The following is a 19,718-nucleotide window of genomic DNA, read 5'->3' as shown; positions in this document are numbered from 1 at the left end:
TTGATCCGAAAGACGACCATCCAGGACGCCAGCCTCGTCGCCGTCGTTGCTCTGGTGAGCACCGCCTTCATCTGGCTGATATTGCCGTTCTACGGGGCGGTGCTCTGGGCCGTCATTCTGGCCGTCCTGTTCTATCCACTGCATCGGGCGCTGGGACATCGCCTGGGCGAGCGGCCCAATCTCGCAGCCTGCCTCAGCGTCCTTGTGTGCATCTGCATCGCGGTTCTCCCCGCCTCGATGATTCTTGCCGCCCTCACGCAGGAAGCGGCCGGCCTCTACAATCGAATCAGCACTCGGCAGTTCGACATTGGAACAGTGCTTGAACAGCTTCGCTCCGCCGTGCCCGATTTCGTTCCGAAAATGCTTTCATGGCTCGATCTCGGAGATATGGCGGAAATTCAATCCAGGCTGTCTTCCTTCTTGATGCAGGTTAGCCAGATGGTTGCTTCGAGTGCGGTGACCATAGGGCAAGGAACCGCCCAGCTTTTCGTCAGCCTCGGCGTCATGCTCTATCTGCTTTTCTTCCTGTTCCGCGATGGCGAGCGCCTCGTCGCGGTGATCCGCAACGTCAGCCCACTCAGCGAGCGACACACGGACAAGCTCGTGGACAAGTTCGCCTCGGTCATGAAGGCGACGGTGAAGGGCAACGTCATCATCGCGATCATCCAGGGCACGATCGGCGGAACAACGTTCTGGATCCTCGGCATCGACGCAGCGCTTCTCTGGGGCGTGCTGATGGCCGTATTGTCGCTCTTGCCCGCCCTCGGCGCTGCTCTGATCTGGCTACCAGTGGCCCTGTACCTTCTCGCATCGGGCGCCTATCTCAAGGGCGTTCTTCTGCTCGCCGTCGGCATGCTGGTGATCAGCACGATCGATAATCTGCTGCGCCCGCCACTCGTCGGCAAGGGGATACAATTGCCCGACTATGTCGTTCTCATTTCCACGCTCGGCGGATTGTCGGTGATCGGAATGAACGGGTTCGTCCTCGGTCCGCTCATCGCCGCGCTGTTCGTTGCCGTCTGGTCAATATTCGCCAGGGAAGAGCCCGGATCGGACATATGACGACCATCGTCAGGATGACGGCTTCGTCTGCTTTCAGCAGCATGCCGCACATCGGGTCCTTCACGCGGCCATTGCAGCTGTGCCCCCCCTCGTCTGCATGATGGTGGGCACGCCGGCCATGGTTATGCGTGGTGGCTATGCTCGTTCGAGGACATTTCAGGGGCTTTTCCCCGCAATTGCGCCTTCTGGCAGGGGCCAGTGGCCTTGCGCAAGGCGCGACCTCACCGCCGAGATGGCAGGCGGCATCACATGGATGGTGATTCGTCGGCTGCGTAGTGAGTCGTATGACGAGCCGGCGGCCATGGCACGCCGATGTGCTAGCATCGCGCCGGCGGTTCACGCAGCCGCCGGTATGACCTTGTGCCGGCATTGCCGGGTGCAGAGCATCGTTGGCGCACAAGCGGACCAATCGGACATTGTAGTTCGGTCACGAAAGTACTTCACGATCGTAAACTAACCTTCCCCAGCTCATCTTACATCATGCCGTCACCGACACGACGCGAAGCGCTGGCTCGAATTCTTGGTCAGCACCGGCAATCCGTGCTTGAGGCGGATGACATCGGAACGAAGCGGGCTTTATTCACTCACCTCTTCGTCCAGGGGAGACGGCATCGACATCAAGCCATTTGAGAGCCTTCATGGCTGCCTTTTCCAATTCGCACAACCACAGCACTGAGCTTGCGACCGCAGCGCAGAAAAGCCAGTCACCGGCGTCGAGGGCGACGGTGGAGAACGCGTCCTGCAGGAAGGGCGCGTAGATCACGACGGCATGAAGCAGCAGCGAGACAGCGACGGAGGTCCAGAGCCATTTGTTGCGGAACGGACGATGAAGGGCGCTGATCTTGTCCGAACGCGCATTGAAGACGTTGAAGAGCTGGAACATGACGAGCGTGGTGAAAGCCATGGTCTGGCCATACGCCATCGTGCCCGAACCTTCGATCAGCCCGCCGGGAAGCGCGGAATCGAGCACGAGGAGCGTGCCCACCGCCATGATGGCGCCGACGAAGACGATCCCGGCCCACATTCGGCGGGTAATGACCCCCTCGCCATGCGGACGAGGCGGGCAGCGCATCACATCTTCGTCGGCCGGGTCGACACCGATGGCCAGCGCCGGCGCCCCGTCGGTGACGAGGTTGATCCAGAGGATCTGCGTCGCCAGGAGCGGCAGCGCGACCGCGCCGCTCGCGGCTGCCGACAGTCCGATCACCTCAGCGAGGAGCACGCCGAAGAACATCGTCATGACCTCGCCGATGTTCGAGGAGAGGAGATAGCGCAGGAACTTGCGGATATTGGAGAAGATCGCCCGGCCCTCCTCGACGGCGGCGATGATGGTGGCGAAATTGTCGTCCGCCAGCACCATGTCGGCCGCCTCCTTGGAGACGTCGGTGCCGGTGATCCCCATGGCGACGCCGATATCGGCCGCCTTCAGGGCCGGCGCGTCGTTGACGCCGTCCCCGGTCATGGCGACCGTCTCGCCGCTGCGCTGGAGCGCCTTCACGATCCGCAGCTTGTGCTCCGGATTGACGCGGGCATAGACCGAGACTTCCCGGACCGTGCGGTCGAGCTGCTCTTCGCTCATGTCCTGCAGCTGCGCTCCGGTGACGGCGCGGCCCTCCGCGGCGATGCCGAGCTCGCCCGCGATGACCGCCGCCGTCTTGGGATGGTCGCCGGTGATCATGATGGAGCGGATGCCGGCGGCGCGGGCCCGCGCCACCGCCTCGCGCGCTTCCGCCCGCGGCGGGTCGATCATGCCGATCAGGCCGATGAAGACGAGGTCGCGCTCCGCCTCCTCCTCGAACCCGTCGCCTTCCCGCCCTTCGGCCGGCAGGGAACGGAACGCGACGCCGAGCGTGCGCAGCGCCTCCTCGGCGAGCGCGTCGTTGCCGGCCATGATCTCGGCCCGGCGGGCGTCGGTCAGCGCGACATCCTTCTCGCCGACGAGTTCGTGGGTGCAGTGCGCAAGCAGTACGTCCGGGGCGCCCTTGGTCACCATGATCAGGCGCTCGGGCCGCTCCGCGTCGGTGTGGATCGTGCTCATCAGCTTGCGCTCGGACGAGAACGGCACCTCGCCGATCCGCCCGAAGCGCGCGTCCAGCATCTCCGGATGCAGCCCGGCCTTGCGCGCGGCGACGATGAGCGCCCCCTCCGTCGGGTCGCCCTGCACCACCCATCCGTTGCCGCTCTCGCGCAGCACCGCATTGTTGGCGCGCTCGGCCGCGGTCAGGGCGCGGACCATCTCGAGCTGGGCACGCTCGCCGGACAAGCCCGCCTCCACGAGCTCCACCTCGCCATGGGGCGCATATCCGGTGCCCGACAGATTCGCGCAGCCGCTCGCCGTCACCACCCGGCGCACCGTCATCTCGTTCCTGGTCAGCGTGCCGGTCTTGTCGGAGGCGACCACGGTCGCCGAGCCGAGCGTCTCGACCGCCGAGAGGCGGCGGATGATGGCCCGGTTCCTCGCCATGCGCTGCATGCCGACCGACAGCACGGCGGTGACCACCGCCGGCAATCCTTCCGGGACGGCCGCGACGGCGAGCGCGACGCCGAGGATGAGCACCTCGAACACCTCGGAGAAGCTCCGGATGTCTTCCACCAGGAAGATCGTGCCGATCATCGCCACCGCGATGACGACGACGACGAGCGCCAGGATCTTGCCGACGCGATCGAGCTCACGCTGCAGCGGCGTGACCTCGTTCGGCGCCTTCTCCAGCATGCCCGCGATCTGCCCCATCATGGTCTGCATGCCGGTCGCGGTCACGACCGCGGTGCCGTGCCCGTAGACCGCCGTCGTCCCGCTGAAGACCATGTTGTGCCGGTCACCCAGCTCGGCGGCGCGCGGGATCGCGGCGATGTCCTTGGAGACCGGCACGCTCTCGCCGGTGAGCGCCGCCTCGATCGTCTGCAGCGCGGTGGACTGGATCAGCCGCGCATCGGCCGGGATGGTGTCGCCCTCGGTGATGACGACGATGTCGCCGGGCACCAAATCGGCCGCCGGAAGGCTCTGCCGGGCCCCGTCCCGCACGACGTAGGACCGGGTGGCGGAAATCTGCCGCAGGGCCGTCGCCGCCCGCTCCGCCCGCGCCTCCTGGATGTAGCCCATCAGGGCGTTGAGGATTACGATGGCGAAGATCGCGAGGGCCTCGTAGGGCACCGGCGTGTCGCCCTCATACAGCCAGATCGCCGCGGAGATCAGCGCCGCGGCGAGCAGGAGCAGCACCAGCACGTCGGTGAACTGGTCGAGGAACTTCAGCCATTGCGGCCGCGGCGGCGCGACGTTCAGCTCGTTGGCGCCATAGCGTTCCCGACGGCGCTGCGCTTCGGCCTGGTCGAGTCCGGAGTGGGGCTCGGTCCCCAGGGCGGCAAGAACCTGTTCGTGGGTTTGCCGGTAGGGCTCGTCGATCGTCGGGTTGGCGGAGGCGGCGGGCATGGCGTCAGATGGCATCCATTCGCTTTCATGTCGTGGACCACGTCGGCCCGGACCGTGCGGCCGGGAGGCCGCGGACACGGGCGGCATGCGCGGGGCAGCGTGATGGCGCGGCCGCCATCAGGGATGGGGCTCCTCCACCAGATGGACGATGCCGGCCACCGTCTCCACCGGGATGACGAAGGCGAGGCCGTTGCCGGGCGCGGTCAGTTCCGCCACCCGGACGATCTCCGCGAGGACCGCGCTCTTCAAATCCTCGGAGATGACCGTCAGCACGATTTCCTTCTCCGGCTCGATCTGGATGCCGAAGACCCGCTGCTGCTCGTTGCGGCCGATTCCACGTCCGAGCAGAACCGTGCCGCCATGTGCGCCGGCATCCATCGTGGCCTTCAGCACCGTATCGCCCCAGCCCTTGCGAACGATGCTGACGATGAGGCACGGGTGCTGCATGTCCGCTACTCCTCGATAGGGGTCTTGAGCCGGACGAGAAATCCGAGCGTCATGACCGAAGTGATCGGCGCGAGCGCGATCAGCGCGACGAAGCCGAAGCCGTGGACGACGGGGTCCTGGTCGCCCATCGATGCCGACGCGCCGAGCGCCAGGACCAGGAGGAAGCTGTTGGCGAGCGGTCCGGTCGCGACGCCACCGGCGTCCACGGCGATCATGACGAAATCCCTGTCGCTCAACCACATCAGCATGATGACCAGGAAATAGCCCGGCACCAGGAGATAGAGGAGCGGAATCCCGTAGGCGATCCGCACCATGCCGAGCCCGACCCAGAAGGCGACGCCGATGCAGACGGCGTACAGCACCAGCGGGCCGCGGATGGAGCCGCTCGAGGCTTCCTCCACCTGCTGGGCGAGAATGCGCACCGCCGGCTCCCCCCACGCCGTGAGCAGCCCGAGCAAGAGCCCGGCGAGCACGAAGAGCCAGGTCTGGTCCAGCCGGCCGAGGGCCTCGCCCACCGCCCGGCCGAACGGCAGGAACCCGATGCCGATGCCGAGCAGGAAGAGGAAGAGTCCCGCCGCCGCGATGACCGTTCCTTTCAGGATATCGGCGACCTCCCGTTGCGGCAGCCTGAGCAGGAAGACCTGGAAGAGCAGGAAGAGCGTGATGAGCGGAACGATGGCGACCATCACGCCGAGGGCCGTCCTCTCGGTCTCCGCGATCCATTCTGCGATCATGGCCGCGCCATCCCCATCAGCAGCACGACGATGATCGGGCCCACCGAGGCGAAGCCGAGGAGCCCGAACCCGTCGGACACCGCCGAACGGCCCGCGAGCACCGAGCTCATGCCCATCGCCAGGGCAATCAGCACGGGGGCCGAAAGCACCCCCGTGGTCACGCTGCCCGCGTCGAAGGCCAAGGGCACGATCTCCGCCGGCGACACGAGGGACAGCACGACGACGAGCCCGTAGGCGATCGTCAGCATGACCCGCATCGACCAGCCGAGGACGATCCGCACGATCGCCATGGCGGCGAACAGGGCGACGCCGAGCGCGATGAGGATGAGGGCCGCATGCCCCGAAGGAGCGCCGGCCAGCGCATCGACCTGACCGGCGAGCACGAGCACATCGGGTTCCGCCACCGTCGTGGCGAAGGCGAGGGCGAACGTCACCGCGACGACGAGCGCGATCGACCCCTTCTTCGGCATCTCCGCGCCCACGAAGCGGCCCATGGGCAGGACGCCGAGGTCGATGCCCACGAAGAGCAGGGTCATGCCCACGACCGTGAGGACGGAGCCGGCCAGAAACGTCAGGAACAGATCTGCCGGAGCCCGCACGATCGCGACCTGGAGCACGCAGATCATTCCAACGAGAGGTGCGACGGCCTTGAACACGTCGACGAACCTGCCTCTCAGCAATACCCACATGACGTCGCCGCTCCGCCTCTCTTGCGTTTGGCCGATATCCGCATCTGTCATGGCCCAGCACCAGCAGTATCGTGCGCTAGGTAGGGTATCGTGGCTACTCTACCGGCTTGCGCAGCGAGTAACCAAAACGAGCGATCGACAGGCCATAAATCGAAAGATCGACACACAGAACGATGTCGGGAACGATCCGCATCGCCGCGACACGCGTGGCCACGAGCCAGACCACGCAGAACACGCCGGCGCCAGCCCCGGCTGTGAGCCAGGCTCTCCCGTTCTGGTTGCTGCACGTTGCGCCGATCCATAGGCGCAAAACCGCGGAACCGAGGAAAACCAAGCAGAACAGGACGAAGCTGTCGGTCGGAACCAGCGCGGGCTGGCCCGACAGGATGGCGCCGAGCCCCGTATAGATGAGCCCGACCGCGATCCAGTCGAGGTAGAATGCAGGCCGGGCGATGCGGATGATCCCGATACTGAGCAACGCGCCACCGAAGATCGCCGCAATGCCTGGGATGTAGTCGGGAATCCAGTTGTAGAAGAGCAAATGCGCCAAGCCTAACCCCGCCAGGGTGATCACCATCGCGCCCAGTGCAACAAGACGTCGCCAGTCGGACGGTTTGGAAAAGCGTGGGGCAGATCTTTCTCGGCCCGCCGCCGCGACGACCTGGAAGAATTCGAGAAGGCCCGGGAAGCGCATCGAGAAGATTACGCGTCCCGGGCGATGAACGACAAGGGATGGGTGTTTGGACAACGCTGCTCTCCTCACGCGTCACGAGCAGGAGAGAGAGCGGTATGCTTGGAATTGAACAGCCCCTTGATCTTCTCGCGCAGCGTCTGGAAGGTCACATAGAGCATCGGGATCAGGACGATGCCGAAGGTGCTCGACGCGATCATGCCCATGAAGACCGGTGTCGAGACGTTCTGGCGCGCCAGCATCGAGGCGCCGTTCGCCCACACCAGGGGGACAAGACCGAGGATGAAGGCGATGGAGGTCATCATGACGGCGCGGAAGCGCAGCCGCGCGCCCATCTCCGCCGCGTCGCGGATGCTCAGGCCACGCTCGCGCTGCTCCTTGGCGAACTCGACGATGAGGATGCCGTTCTTCGCCGCCAGGGCGATCAGGACCACGAGACCGATCTGACCGTAGAGGTCGAGCGTGAGATGCCAGCCGACGATAGCGGCAAACGCCCCGAGCACGCCGACGATGACGGAGAGCAGCACGGGAATCGGGATCGTCCAGCTCTCATAGAGGGCGACGAGGAAGAGATAGGCGAAGAGCAGCGCGAGCCCCAGGATGACGCCGGTCTGGCCGCCGGCCTGCTGCTCCTGGTACGAGGTGCCAGTCCATTCGAGCGCATAGCCGGCCGGCAACACCCTGGCGGCGACCGACTGGAACGCCTTCATGGCGTCACCGGACGACACGCCTGGCGCGGGGGAGCCGTTGATCGTGACGGCGCGGTAGTTGTTGTAGCGGGTGATGACGCCGGGACCGACCATGGTCCTGAGATCGGCGATGGCCTGAAGCGGCACCATGTCGCCGCTCGCGCTGCGGACATAGATGTTCCACAAGGCGGGAATGTCGCGGCGGTTGTCCACGTCGCCCTGCACCTGCACCTGCCAGGTACGACCGAACAGATTGAAGTTGTTGACGTAGGAGCCGCCGAGCGTCGCCTGCAGGGCGGAGAAGATGTCGTCGATGCCCACACCGAGCGCCTGGGCCTTCTCCCGGTCGATGTCGAGATAGAGCGAGGGGGCGCTGGCGGCATAGGTGGTGAACACACGGCTCAGCGCCGGATCCTGGTTGGCCGTGCCGACGAGCGCATTGGCGACACCGCCCATGGTGGCGGGGTCGGCGCCCTCGAGGGAATCCACCATCGCCTCGAAGCCGCCGCCGGTGGAGAGGCCAATGACGGGGGGCAGATTGAACGGCAGGATCATGGCCGAGCGTATCTGCTGGACGCTGCCGAACACCTGCGCGACGAGGGCCTGCACCTTATCGGCGGCAGCCTTGCGATCCTCGAACGGCTTCAGCTGCACGATCATCAGGGCGCTGTTGCTCGCCGAGTAGCTGTCGAGCAGCGAATAGCCTATGACGGAGGTGACATTGGCGACCTGCGGCAGCCCTTCGAGCCGTTTCTCCACCTCCCGCACCGTATCGCTCGTGCGCGCCACCGAGGCGCCGTCCGGCAACTGCACGTTGACGAAGAACGCGCCCTGGTCCTCCTCGGGCAGGAAGCCGCCCGGCGTCACTTTGGAGAGGCCGAAGATCGCGAAGGCGCACAGGCCAACCATGGCGAGGGACAGGGCGGACACTCGCAGCGTCTTGCGCACAATGAAGGCGTAGCCGTCGCGCAGACCGTCGATGCGCCGGCTGATCCAGCCCATGACGCCACGCTTCTCGCCGCCATGCCGCAGGAACACGGCGCAGAGCGCGGGCGAGAGCGTCAGCGCGTTGAGCGCGGAGATCAGCATGGACACGCTGATCGTCACCGCGAACTGCCGGAACAACTCGCCGGAGATGCCGGGAATGAAGCCGACGGGCACGAACACCGAAAGGAGCACGAGGGTGATGGCGATGATCGGCGCCGTTACCTGGGCCATGGCCTTCTTGGTGGCTTCGGAGGGGGAGAGGCCGGGCTCCTCCTCCATCACGCGCTCGACGTTCTCCACCACAACGATGGCATCGTCGACGACGATGCCGATCGCGAGCACGAGAGCCAGCAGGGAGACGGTGTTGACCGAATAGCCAAGGGCGATCAGCGCGGCGAAGGTGCCGATGATCGACACGGGGACGGCGATGACCGGAATGAGCGTCGCCCTGAGGTTCCCCAGGAAGACGAAGACCACGATCGCGACAAGGACGAAGGCCTCGATTAGCGTATGCACGACCGCGTCGATGGTGTCGTAGACGAAGTCGGTCGAATCATACATGACCTCCGCCTTAAGTCCCTCGGGCATGCGGGACTGCAGGACGTCGAGCTTCGCCTTGACGGCGTCGGCCGTCGTGAGCGCGTTGGCGCCGGGGGCAAGGAAGATGCCGATGGCCACCGCCGGCTTACTGTTCCGGCGGCTGGTGGCGTCCTCGTTCTGCGCGCCGAGCTCGACGCGGGCGACGTCCCTGACCTTCAGGACCGAGCCGTCCGGATTGGCCCGCAGCACGATGTCGCCGAATTCCTCCGCCGTGGCGAGGCGCCCCTGGGTCTGGAGATTCAGCTGGAACTGCTGATCATCCGGGACCGGACGGGCGCCGATGCGGCCGACCGGCGCCTGGACGTTCTGGGTGCTGATCGCGGCAACGACGTCGGACGGCACCAGTCCGAGGCTCGTCAGGCGCTCGATGTCGAACCAGATCCGCATCGAGTAGTTCATCCGGCCGAACAGCGTCGCGGAACCGACCCCCGGGGTGCGCGCGATCTCGTCGAGGACGTTGATGGTCCCGTAGTTCGTCATGAACAGCATGTCGTAGCGTTCGTCGGGGCTGCTCAGGGTGACGAACTGGAGAATCGAGGACGACCGCTTCTGCACCGTCACGCCGGTCGCCTGGACCTCGGCGGGCAGCTGCGACAATGCCGTCTGCACGCGATTGTTGACGTTGACGGTGTTGATGTCCGGGTTGGTGCCGAGGGCGAAGCTGACGGTGAGGGTATAGCTGCCGTCATTGCCGCTGGTGCTCTTCATGTAGAGCGCCTTGTCGACGCCGACTACCTTCGATTCGATGGGCTGGGCGACGGTCGCCTCCAGCACCTCGGCGGAAGCGCCGGGATAGATCGCGCTCACCTGCACCTGCGGCGGCACGATGTCGGGCAGTTGCGCCACCGGGATCCGCATCAGGGCGAGCGCACCGGCCAGCGAGATGACGATGGCGATGACGATGGCGAGGCGGGGCCGGTCGACAAAGACGTCCGAGATCATCGCCGTCAGCCCTGCTTTGCCATCGGGCTTTGCATGGGCTCGGGCGTGACCGGCGTCTGCGGCCGCACGCGCTGGATGCCTTCGACCACCACCCGCTCGCCCTCGGCGAGCCCTTCGAGAATGACCGCCGTGTCAGCCGTCGACTGGCCCAGCCCGACCCGCCGGATTTCGGCGATATTGTCAGCATTGACGACGTAGACGAAATTGCCCTGCTGGTCGGTCATGACCGCTGCTCGCGGGATCGCCAGCACCCGACGCGACGTAACGGACTCCAACACGACCCGCACGAACTCGTCGTTGAACAGCTCGCGCTGCCCATTCGCCCGCATAGGGTTGGGAATGGTACCGCGCAACGTGATTGAGTCCGTCGCCCCCGCCACGCTCACATCGACGAAATCGAGCACGCCAATCTGATCATAGAAGCGCCCGTCCGGCAGGCGCAGCCTGATCCGGAACGCTTTCGCGGCACCACCCTTCTCCTGAAGCTCGATGAGCTTGCGGGTCGGAACCGGGAAGGTGACGTACATCGGGTCCTGGCTCACCACTGTCACCAGAGTTCCCGAGGAGGAGGACACGACGTTGCCGATCGTCACGGAGGCGCGCCCTATGCGGCCATCCACCGGCGAACGGATTTCGGTGTAGCCGAGGCTGATCTCGGACGCACGCAGGGCGGCTTCGGACGCACGCAGTTGAGCTGCAGCCGTGCGCTGGGCCGCCACCGCATTGTCCAGCGCTGTCTGGGATCCCGAACCGGATTTACGGAGTTGATCGGCGCGCTCGAAAGCAAGATCGGCATTGTCCAGCTGGGCCTGGGCCTGAGAGACAGCGGCACGCTTGGCGTCGACATCGGCCTCGTAGGGCGGGCGCTCCAGTCGAAACAGGATGTCTCCCTTCTTCACGTCCGCACCTTCGCGGAAGAGCTGTTCCTCAAGGAAAGCGGATACGCGCGCGACGATGTTGACGCGATCGACGGCCTCGATGCGCCCGTTGAACTCCGTACTCTCGGTCACCTCCGTCGGCTCTACGGTCACGACCCCCACCGCCGGCGGCGCGCCGGCCGGCGTTTGGGCTAGCGCGGAAGAGGACAAGAGAGCCAGCAGGCAACAGGTCGCCCAAAGGCGACCGCGGGAATCGGGCATGGGCAGACACTCGAGCAGATGAATTCTTCATGTTCATTTATATACAATCAATATGTTTGTAAATGCCTTGCCGCATGACGCTACTCTCCCGACGCGAGCGCTCCAGCTCGGCGACGGGAAGGCTTCTCGGCTATAGATCGGCCGGCCCTTGGGCAGATTCGGGCAACAGCGCTTTAATCGATCCCTTGCAGCGAATGGATGCACTGACTGGATTTCGAAACCCGGCTCTGAAGTGCCAAGCCGTTTCGGTCCGTCATCTGTTCGTCCATGTCTGCAGCACCATACGGATGAAGGCCTGGCCATCGGGTGCCAGCCGGAAATTGCCTTTTCCCAAGGCCCATTCCCCGACCAGTCCACTGATGGTCGCGCTGAGCGCCGACGCCGCCGTTTCCGGTAGCCAGGGCGGTGGCAACCCAGCGTCCTGCGCCACCTTTCGGAAAATCCTGGCCAGATTGCCGAACATCTCTTCGCGAAAGGTACTACCGCCCTCGCCCTCGCAATCCGAAAGCGTAATGTCGAGGCGAAGCAGAACCCGGATCAGGCCCTTCTGGCGCGGGTCGCTCTCAAACTTCTCGAACACGTTCGAGATGACCTCGTCGAGTCGCTGCAGCAAGGCCGGGCCGCTTTCTTCGTCGAGGTGATCGGCGAGGCTGCGGAACGGCGCCTGCGCGTCATCCTGGAGAGCGAGAAGCAGACCTTGCTTGTTCTTGTAGTGCCAATGGACGGCACCGCGCGTGATACCGGCCGCTGCCGCGATCTGCTCAAGGCTGACATTATCGTATCCCTCTTCGAGGAACAGCGTTTCCGCCGCCTGAAGGATTTGCCGACCGGTCTCCGCCGCCTGCGCCTTGGTCCGTCTCATCGCCCCAGCCTTAGCTTCACAATAATATAAACATGCAGTATGTTTTTATGAGTTCGCAACTCTCTTCACACCGGATATGAAGGCGGAGGGAACGCACGTGATCGAACGGGACGAGCGTATCAGCGCTGCAGGACGGAACGATGGCCATCAGGACGATCGCGGTTCTCATTGATACCAGCCCGGCGTACGAGACTCGGATAGCTTACGCTATCAGCCTCGCCGCCCGGCACGACGCCCATCTTGTCGGGATACTATTGCTTCCGTCCGAGCTGACGCAGCATCCGGCCTCCTCCTATGTCCGCGGGCAGGCCGCGATCGCCGATCTCCTGCACCATCAGGAAGCTCGCAATCGGACAATCGGGGAGCAGGCCCGAGCTGTCTTCAACAAGCTTGCAGAACAATGGAATGTGCGGGGCGAATTCCGCGTCGACATGCCTCACGGCGACGACGAACGCCGCCTCGGTTCGCTCCACGCCGATCTCGTGGTCGCAGCGCCCCCAAAGGACCATGAGTCCGAAGACGGGCTGCCTTCCGACGCCGTCCAGCTCGCCACGGGCGTGCCCTTCCTGCTCGTCCCGGACAGCTGGCACAGGACCGAGCCTCCGCAGCATGTTCTGATCGGCTGGAACGCCAGCCGTGAGTCGCGCCGCGCCGTCGGCGACGCCCTGCCCCTCTTGGCCATGGCGAGTTCGGCGACGATCCTTCTCGTCGACCCTCCCAGCAGCGCGCTTCAAAGTGAAGAGCCCGGAGTCGAGGTGGCGATGTTTCTCCTGCGCCACGGCGTCCGCCTGACTGTGGCTCCCGTATCGTCCCAGGGAAAGGCGATTGCAGATGTGATCGCGGAATACGCCTCGTCGAACGGGCACGACCTGATCGTGCTCGGCGCCTACAGCCATGCCCGCATCCGAGAGATCATGTTCGGCGGGGTGACGAGGTCCCTGCTGATCCACGCGTCGATTCCGCTGCTGATATCGCACTAAGCGTTGAGCCTTCGGCCCCCTCTTCACCCGGAGAAGGTTCCTCGAAAGTCGACCGAATTCTCTCAATCAAAATATACTCTCGTACGCCGATGCAACCAGCTAGACGGCCGTGGGGCGATGACCGCCGGCCACCAGGAACGCCGTCTGGGCGACGATGCCCGATCCGGCAAGGACCAGGGCGGCCGCGAGAGCGGGATCGGACCCAAGGCCGGCAAGCGCGGTGCAAAGGGCGCCGACGGCCATCTGAACGGCGCCGTAGAGGCCCGAAGCGGAACCAACGACGCCGGGTTGCACGCTCATCGCCTCGGTAAGCGCAGCGGGCGCCGCCGTGCCGACGCCAAGGGTGAAGACGAACATGGTGACGATGATGAGCGGAACGGACAGCCACCCGGAGAGAACGGCGCCCAGCAGGAGAAATGCGGCGAGCACGCTGATCATGTTCGCGCCGACCAGCAGCCGACGGATGGACAGACGAGCGATCAGCCGGCTTGCCAGCATGCTGCCCACCCACACGCCCAGCACCAGAACCGCTATGTAGCCGCCGACCTCGGACACCGGCCGGTGCAATTCGTTGATGAAGATGAAGGGTGCGGCAGCCACGAAGGCGTACATCGAGGTCGTGGCGCATCCGCCTCCGATTGCGTAGGCCCAGAAGGCGGGCGCCCTCAGAAGCCTCCCGTAGGCTTCCGCCACTCCCGGGCCGCCCGCCTCGAACGGCTTCACTGTTTCCGGCAGGAGACGCCACGTCAGCAGGAGAGTGGCAAGGCCGAGCAGCGTCAGCACGACGAACACGGAGCGCCACCCGGTGACCTCCGCGAGGATTCCGCCGAGGAGCGGCGCGACGCCGGGGCCGATGGTGACCATGAGGTTCATCAAGGCGAGCCGCCGCGCCGTATCCTTGGGGTGAGAGGTGTCGCGCACGATTGCGCGCGCGAGGACTAAACCGGCGCAGCCGCCGAGCGCCTGAAAGAGCCGGGCGACGATGAGGGCATGGACGCCCGGAGCCCACATCGCTGCCAAACCCGCAACGGTGTAGAGCGAAAGCCCCATCATCAGGACGGGCCGGCGTCCGAAACGGTCGGCAAGCGGTCCGTAGACGAGCTGTCCTCCCGCCAGACCCAGGATGTAGATGCTGATCGTCATCTGCATGGCGGCCGTACCGCCGCCGAGGTCCACCTGCGCGATGGGAAGGGCCGGTACGAAGATGTGCATGGCAAGGGTGCCGGAAAAGCTGACCATGGCCAGCAGCCAGAGCGGAACCCGTGGGCGTGTCGGCTCGTCGTTCGTGTCTGCTCTGGTCGTCGAGAGGCTATCCATCGTACTCGTCTATTTGCATCACGGCCGTCTCGTGGCCCGTTCTGGGGGAAGCAGACATCCCGTGAACCTCCGCGGTGGCTCAGATTCCCGGACGCCCGGTTCGCCGACCCGTTTCGGCCGTCCGCGCGGCGATGGCAGAGCTCGGCTCGACCTCGACAGTCGCGGTCCGGCCCGCCACCAGCCGGATGTCCGACGGCAGATCGTCCAGGGAGATGCGCACCGGCACCCGTTGGGCGAGGCGGACCCAATTAAAGGTGGGATTGATGTTGGCGAGCAGGCCCGTCGCCGAGGTTCGCTCGCGATCCTCGATGGCTGCGGCGATGCTCTGCACGCGCCCGGAGAGGAGCGCCGGCTCTCCCATGAGCCGGACCGAGACGGCATCCCCCACATGAATCCGGCGCAGCTTGGTTTCCTCGAAATATCCCTCGATCCGCAGTGAATCCGTGTCCACCAGTGCCACGACACCGGCGCCGGTGGATGCATAGTCGCCGCGCCGCAGCTCGAGGTTGGTGACGATGCCGTTGACCGGGGCCTTCACATCCGAGCGTTCGAGATTGAGCCGGGCGAGATCGCGCTCGTTCAGGGCCTGCTGGTAGGCCGCATCGGCCTGGGTCACAGCGGTCCGCGCCTGCTCAAGATTCTGACGGGAGATCACGTCGCCTTCCCGCAGTTGCTCATAGCGGGCAAGATCGCGCTTGGCCTGATCGAGCGCCGCGGCGCGGCCCTTCACCGCCGCTTCCGCCTGCTTGAGAGCGAGGACGAAGCGCTCGCGATCGACGCGGAACAGCACATCGCCGGTCTTCACGGCGGCATTGTCGCTGACCAGCACTTCACTCACGAGACCGGAGACGTCGGGGGCGATCTCGACGACATCGGCGCGCACGCGGGCGTCGCGCGTCCAGGGCGCGTTCATGTAGCTGTCCCAGAGCGCGCGACCCATGAGTCCCGCGCCGGCGACCATGACGAGGGTCGCCGCCACGCGCAGGCTCTTCGCCAAATAGCTTTTCATCATGTGAGCCGTTCCAGGACATAGTAGGCGGCGCCGGCCACGAGGACGAACACCGCAAGATCGAACAGCGCCCGGTGCCAGATGAGGGGGCCAATCCGCAGGCGGTCCAACAGCCGGGACACGATCCGCGTGACCAGCATCGCGGCGAGCGCAAGGAGCAGGAAGGTCGGCACGAAGATGCCGAAGAGGTCGATTTCCGCGAGCATCCGCAATCACTCCGCAGCAAGCAGCACCGGCGGCTCGGCGACCCGCGGCGGCGGCAGAAGCGGGGCGACCGCATCGGGAAACAGGCCGCAGCGCAGACCGACCAGGGCCTGCAAGGCATCATCCGCCGCCAGGCCCGCACGCTGCGCCAGTGCAGCGGCGAGCGCCTCATCGATGCGCTCCAGCAGGCTCGCCGGCGGCGCCATGGCCTTCTCGGCGTCCACCTGCGCGCGGTAGTGCTCCGCGACCCCGAGCAGAACCCCGTTGATGCGCTCCTTGGCGGCGTCCGGCACACGACGGCGGTCCCGCTGCAGGTCGAGGACGTTGTAGCCGATGCGCAGGTCACGCAGGCCGTCCGTGGCACGGCCATTGGTGATGGCGCCGGAGGCAAGACGGGGAACGAGCTGACCGAGGCGGTCGAGGCTGCGGCTCACCAGCATGCCGTGATCCTGCCGGCGGGTTCCCGCGGCAGTGGCGGCGAGGTCGGCCCAGCCGGCATGGACGAGGCGTCGCGCCGCATACGCGGCCCCGAAGGGTTTCGTCACCAGCATCCAGACCCAGGCGAACATCAAGCCCCCGACCACCGCAAGGCCTTCGTTCGCATAGAGAGTGAAATCCGCGTTGTAGTGACTTTGCACAGAAAGGCTCCCCGCGCCGTTCGCCGCGAGCAGCAGGGTGATGAGCGCGAGTTCCGGGCGGGGAATGAACGCGCCCACGAGCAGGAAAGGCGGTGCGAACACCAGCACGAGCATCTCGAAATCGTGCACCCGCGGCAGCACGACGAACAAAAGCACGCCGGCGATGGTCTGCGCCACCGCGCACCAGACGACCATGGTCCAGATGAACGGTGCCGGCCGGTCCTGGGGGCCGAAGAAGCAGCAGGCAACAGCGGCCATCGCCACGAAGTTAGCGCCGCCTGGCCATCCGCTCGCAATCCACAGGGCACTTGCGGTGGCGGTGGCCAATGCGGCGGAGCCGGCGGCGAATGCCATTAGCCCATGGTCGTGATGGCGCGACCTGCCTATGATGGGCCGGTGACGGAGCACTGGCTTCCAGCGCCCGGCAGCAGGGCCTCGTGCGATCTGCGCGTGCAGGACGAGGCAGTCCTGCCAGAGGTTGACGAGTTCTGTCAGCCTCGCGCAGACGTTCGCGTGCAGCAGGTCACGCCATTGGCCGGGACCATCCTGGTCCTGCGCCGCCCGAGCGATCTGTCCACGCAGATGTTCGAAAGCGCTCGGCAAGCCGTCTGGCCCGGCGGCTATCCAGTCGGCGACCTCCCGGCCGACTGTGATGAGCTTGCTCCGCCCGGCTCCCTCCGCGAGCAGACGCCTCTCTCGCTCGAGAGAGGACATGCGGTCGGACACGGCGGAGAGGACGGGGAGCAGGAGCAGCAGGCGTCCTCTCAGCTCGCGAGCCGAACGCAGGAGATCGCGCGCGCTAGGATCGTAGGAGAGCTGGATGATGAGCGCATCGAGGATGGCCACGTCTGCGGCAAGCTTCTGCTGGACGGGGGCAGCGCTTCCGGTCGAAGAACCGCGCAGGATGTCGGCGGCCCAGGCACCGGTCTCGCGCAGCCAGCCGGAGACGCGCCCTGCGAGCGCCGGACCCACGCTCTCGGGAAACGCGATGGCGCTTACGATGCTTGCGCAGAGGATCCCGAGGACGATCTCCTCGCTGCGGGCCAGCGCGACGTCGAAGATGGTCTCGGGCGTCGTCACGGCCGGCAGTGCGATGATTGGCAAGGTATAGGCTGCGAGCATGAACACGTAGCTGCGCAGCGTGCGGTCGAGCAGCGCAAGATAGAGCAGGCCCCCGACCCAGGCGGCGACGGCGACGGTCAGCAATTCCGGCACATTCACGAAGGTGGGCACAAGAACCACCGTGCCGACGGCGCCGAGCACCGTGCCGAGTGCACGGTAGAGGGCCTTGGAGGAGGTCGCGCCGGCAAGCGGATGAGCGACCACATAGACGGTGGTCATCGCCCAATAGGGGCGCGGCAGGTCCATGAGCAGCGCTATGTAGAGCGCCAGCATCACCGCGATGAAGGCTTTGGCCGAGAACAGCCAGTCGCGCCAGGACGGGAGTTTCAAGTGTCCGTCTCCAGGAGGACAGTCTCCTGCTGGAGATGGGCATGGGCGTGCTCGATCGCGTCTAGAACCCTGTGCGTCGCCGCGATGTCTTCTTCGCTGACATCGGTGAAGACCTGGGCGCGCAGCTGCGCGATTGCACGCTCGATTCGCTCGGCGAGCTGCTCTCCTGCCGCCGTCAGCCACAATGTCTTGGTGCGACGATCAGCCGGATCGTCCCTGCGCACGACGAGCCCGGCGTCGCAGAGCTGGTCGAGCAGACGGACCAGTGACGTCCCTTGGATCCCCACGTGGGATGCGAGGGTGACCTGCCGCACCCCGCCACCAAGGCGTTTCAGCCACACGAGCGGCGAGGCGACGGCCTCCGAAATGTCGTGGGCGGCGAGCTCGGTTTCGGCAAGCCGTCGCCATTGCCGGCCAACATGAAGGAGGCGGGAAGTCAATCGACGTTTGCTGCCTTGCACATCATTCATAGTAAAATCACATGTATCAAATTAATGTGGATAAGAGCAATCCTCAAGATGCATACCTAGCGAATTGAGCCGCCTTGACCGCGGTCCCGCGTGATGGTCGAGCCGGAGATGTGGCCTGCATCCCAGCCGTGCCCAGGTGCCGTTCACCTCGCCGGGGAATTGCGCAATCGTGCGGACCGTGATGCGACTCGAGCTGCATCGGCTTTTCGAGTGCAAGGTAGCGGCCAGTGCTTCGCCATCCCCAGATTCGTATGAGCCACCTCCGAGAGCGGCCGCGCGCGACACCGGACGGCACCGCCGTTCCGGAACGACGCCGATCTCGGGCTTCTCAAACTAATGCTGGCCAGCAAACGACGACGCCCCGCGCCGACGGCTTACGTTGATCATCGTCAATACGGACGATCATCAACAGAATCGCGTTTCAACGGATTCGTGCTTGGATGGGAACTCCGCGAACGCGCTTCAACAATCCTTCGATGGATGAAGACTATCCCGGCAGAGTATTCATTCTGCCGTTTTCAGTTCTGGCCGATCGAGCATTTTCCCCTCAAGTCCGCCGACCCCTCCGCTTTCTGTCAAGGTGGCAACGACAGCCTTCGTCCAGCCCACCGCCTCTGGCGTCGGAGTGAAAACGGCGTTGATCATGTCGATCCACGTCGGAGGAGGTGCCAGGGCCGCCCCGTGTCGAGCAACCTGGAAACTGCCCCATTGCAACGCGAAGCTCTGATCGCTCTTCGTGATGGAGAAGCGAAGTGCAGAGGCAAAGGATGCCGATTATTCTTGCTCGCTGCGGACCCATAGGCTAGCGCCTAAAGGTCTCGCCCCCACGGCATTGGAAGACCCTCGCGTTCATCGCTGCCGCGCGACACGACTGCATCGACGCGCACGTCGTGTCTGACGGGCCGATCAACGGCGGGCCGTTCCTTTGCTATGTCCAGAAGGTCCTGCCCCCGCTCTCAAGCTTGGCGATGTCGCCGTTCTGGACAACCTGGGCTGCCGCGAAGTCAGGGCCGTTCGCGCCGTTGTGAGGGTAGGAAAAGCGCGCCATATCCTTACTGCCACACTAGAGCCCCGACCTAAACCCATCGAGCAGGTCTTTGCCAAGCGCAAGCATATTGTCCGAAAAGCCCGGCCCGGCGACGTCCACACCACCTGGCGAAAGGCTGAACAACTCCTAAGCGTCTCAAGACGCCAAGGGTGCGCAAAATACCTTGTCAACGCCGACTATGGCTCGTGTGAAAAAAATCTCGCTCTGGCGCGCCGCGAGGGTCAGGCGTCCGGCCCGTGCCACGGTGAGGAAGAATCTGAGGTCGCCCCAGTCGAAACCATGCATGGCCCCATCCTCGTATGCGCATTCTTGCACAGCAAGGGGGCAATAT

16 protein-coding genes and 1 pseudogene are annotated in these 19,718 nt (G+C 65.2%); 2 read left to right on the top strand and 15 right to left on the bottom strand.

Annotated features, from left to right (window positions below):
* The first annotated feature begins 3 nt into the window (after nucleotides 1-3).
* On the top strand, nucleotides 4-1,062 hold the full coding sequence (locus tag ACO2RV_RS22145; protein WP_423296440.1) for an AI-2E family transporter: 1,059 nt from the start codon (nucleotides 4-6) through the stop codon (nucleotides 1,060-1,062).
* Between the two features lie 580 nt (nucleotides 1,063-1,642).
* Here ACO2RV_RS22145 and ACO2RV_RS22140 read toward each other — a convergent pair.
* The 8 genes from ACO2RV_RS22140 to ACO2RV_RS22105 all read right to left on the bottom strand — a co-directional run bounded on the left by ACO2RV_RS22140 (nucleotide 1,643) and on the right by ACO2RV_RS22105 (nucleotide 12,269).
* On the bottom strand, nucleotides 1,643-4,504 hold the full coding sequence (locus ACO2RV_RS22140) for a cation-translocating P-type ATPase (protein ID WP_423296410.1): 2,862 nt from the start codon (nucleotides 4,502-4,504) through the stop codon (nucleotides 1,643-1,645).
* Nucleotides 4,505-4,606: 102 nt separating this feature from the next.
* Nucleotides 4,607-4,936, bottom strand: coding sequence for a P-II family nitrogen regulator (locus ACO2RV_RS22135; protein ID WP_423296409.1), 330 nt, complete (start codon nucleotides 4,934-4,936; stop codon nucleotides 4,607-4,609).
* Nucleotides 4,937-4,941: 5 nt separating this feature from the next.
* Entirely contained in the window at nucleotides 4,942-5,670 is a 729-nt protein-coding gene (locus ACO2RV_RS22130; RefSeq protein ID WP_423296408.1) for a DUF1538 domain-containing protein, read from the bottom strand.
* Nucleotides 5,667-6,410 (bottom strand): DUF1538 domain-containing protein, encoded by a 744-nt coding sequence (locus ACO2RV_RS22125; RefSeq protein WP_423296407.1) that lies wholly within the window; start codon nucleotides 6,408-6,410, stop codon nucleotides 5,667-5,669. Before ACO2RV_RS22125 ends, ACO2RV_RS22130 begins: the two co-directional genes overlap by 4 nt.
* A 43-nt stretch (nucleotides 6,411-6,453) precedes the next feature.
* Nucleotides 6,454-7,107: a hypothetical protein gene (locus ACO2RV_RS22120; RefSeq protein WP_423296406.1), complete on the bottom strand. Its 654-nt coding sequence runs from the start codon at nucleotides 7,105-7,107 to the stop codon at nucleotides 6,454-6,456.
* An 11-nt stretch (nucleotides 7,108-7,118) separates the two neighbouring features.
* Nucleotides 7,119-10,268: an efflux RND transporter permease subunit gene (locus tag ACO2RV_RS22115; protein WP_423296405.1), complete on the bottom strand. Its 3,150-nt coding sequence runs from the start codon at nucleotides 10,266-10,268 to the stop codon at nucleotides 7,119-7,121.
* A 5-nt stretch (nucleotides 10,269-10,273) separates the two neighbouring features.
* The gene (locus ACO2RV_RS22110; RefSeq protein ID WP_423296404.1) at nucleotides 10,274-11,407 is read right to left on the bottom strand and encodes an efflux RND transporter periplasmic adaptor subunit; all 1,134 of its coding nucleotides are present in this window, start codon (nucleotides 11,405-11,407) and stop codon (nucleotides 10,274-10,276) included.
* A 253-nt stretch (nucleotides 11,408-11,660) separates the two neighbouring features.
* Nucleotides 11,661-12,269, bottom strand: a complete 609-nt coding sequence (locus ACO2RV_RS22105; RefSeq protein WP_423296403.1) for a TetR/AcrR family transcriptional regulator — start codon at nucleotides 12,267-12,269, stop codon at nucleotides 11,661-11,663.
* Nucleotides 12,270-12,409: 140 nt separating this feature from the next.
* On the opposite strand from ACO2RV_RS22105, the gene ACO2RV_RS22100 reads away from it, so the two are divergent.
* Nucleotides 12,410-13,249, top strand: coding sequence for a universal stress protein (locus tag ACO2RV_RS22100; protein ID WP_423296402.1), 840 nt, complete (start codon nucleotides 12,410-12,412; stop codon nucleotides 13,247-13,249).
* A gap of 99 nt (nucleotides 13,250-13,348) precedes the next feature.
* On the opposite strand, the gene ACO2RV_RS22095 is transcribed toward ACO2RV_RS22100, so the two are convergent.
* The 7 genes and pseudogenes from ACO2RV_RS22095 to ACO2RV_RS22065 form a co-directional block, all read right to left on the bottom strand.
* The gene (locus ACO2RV_RS22095; RefSeq protein ID WP_423296401.1) at nucleotides 13,349-14,566 is read right to left on the bottom strand and encodes a multidrug effflux MFS transporter; all 1,218 of its coding nucleotides are present in this window, start codon (nucleotides 14,564-14,566) and stop codon (nucleotides 13,349-13,351) included.
* A 79-nt stretch (nucleotides 14,567-14,645) separates the two neighbouring features.
* Nucleotides 14,646-15,575, bottom strand: coding sequence for an efflux RND transporter periplasmic adaptor subunit (locus ACO2RV_RS22090; protein ID WP_423296439.1), 930 nt, complete (start codon nucleotides 15,573-15,575; stop codon nucleotides 14,646-14,648).
* Entirely contained in the window at nucleotides 15,575-15,781 is a 207-nt protein-coding gene (locus ACO2RV_RS22085; RefSeq protein WP_423296400.1) for a DUF1656 domain-containing protein, read from the bottom strand. The genes ACO2RV_RS22090 and ACO2RV_RS22085 overlap by 1 nt, the downstream gene beginning before the upstream one ends.
* A 6-nt stretch (nucleotides 15,782-15,787) precedes the next feature.
* Nucleotides 15,788-17,869 (bottom strand): FUSC family protein, encoded by a 2,082-nt coding sequence (locus ACO2RV_RS22080; RefSeq protein WP_423296399.1) that lies wholly within the window; start codon nucleotides 17,867-17,869, stop codon nucleotides 15,788-15,790.
* A complete protein-coding gene (locus ACO2RV_RS22075; RefSeq protein ID WP_423296398.1) occupies nucleotides 17,866-18,339 on the bottom strand; it encodes a MarR family winged helix-turn-helix transcriptional regulator in 474 nt (157 codons plus the stop codon). Before ACO2RV_RS22075 ends, ACO2RV_RS22080 begins: the two co-directional genes overlap by 4 nt.
* 504 nt (nucleotides 18,340-18,843) lie before the next feature.
* Complete coding sequence (locus ACO2RV_RS22070) at nucleotides 18,844-18,984, bottom strand: hypothetical protein (RefSeq protein ID WP_423296397.1); 141 nt, start codon at nucleotides 18,982-18,984, stop codon at nucleotides 18,844-18,846.
* Between the two features lie 538 nt (nucleotides 18,985-19,522).
* Nucleotides 19,523-19,718 (bottom strand): annotated as a pseudogene (locus ACO2RV_RS22065) (hypothetical protein); the annotation flags it as partial.

Source organism: Ancylobacter sp. VNQ12 (genome assembly GCF_049445835.1).
GTDB lineage: Bacteria > Pseudomonadota > Alphaproteobacteria > Rhizobiales > Xanthobacteraceae > Ancylobacter.
The sequence above is the reverse complement of the archived record's forward strand: the minus strand, read 5'-3'. Positions and strand labels throughout refer to the sequence as shown.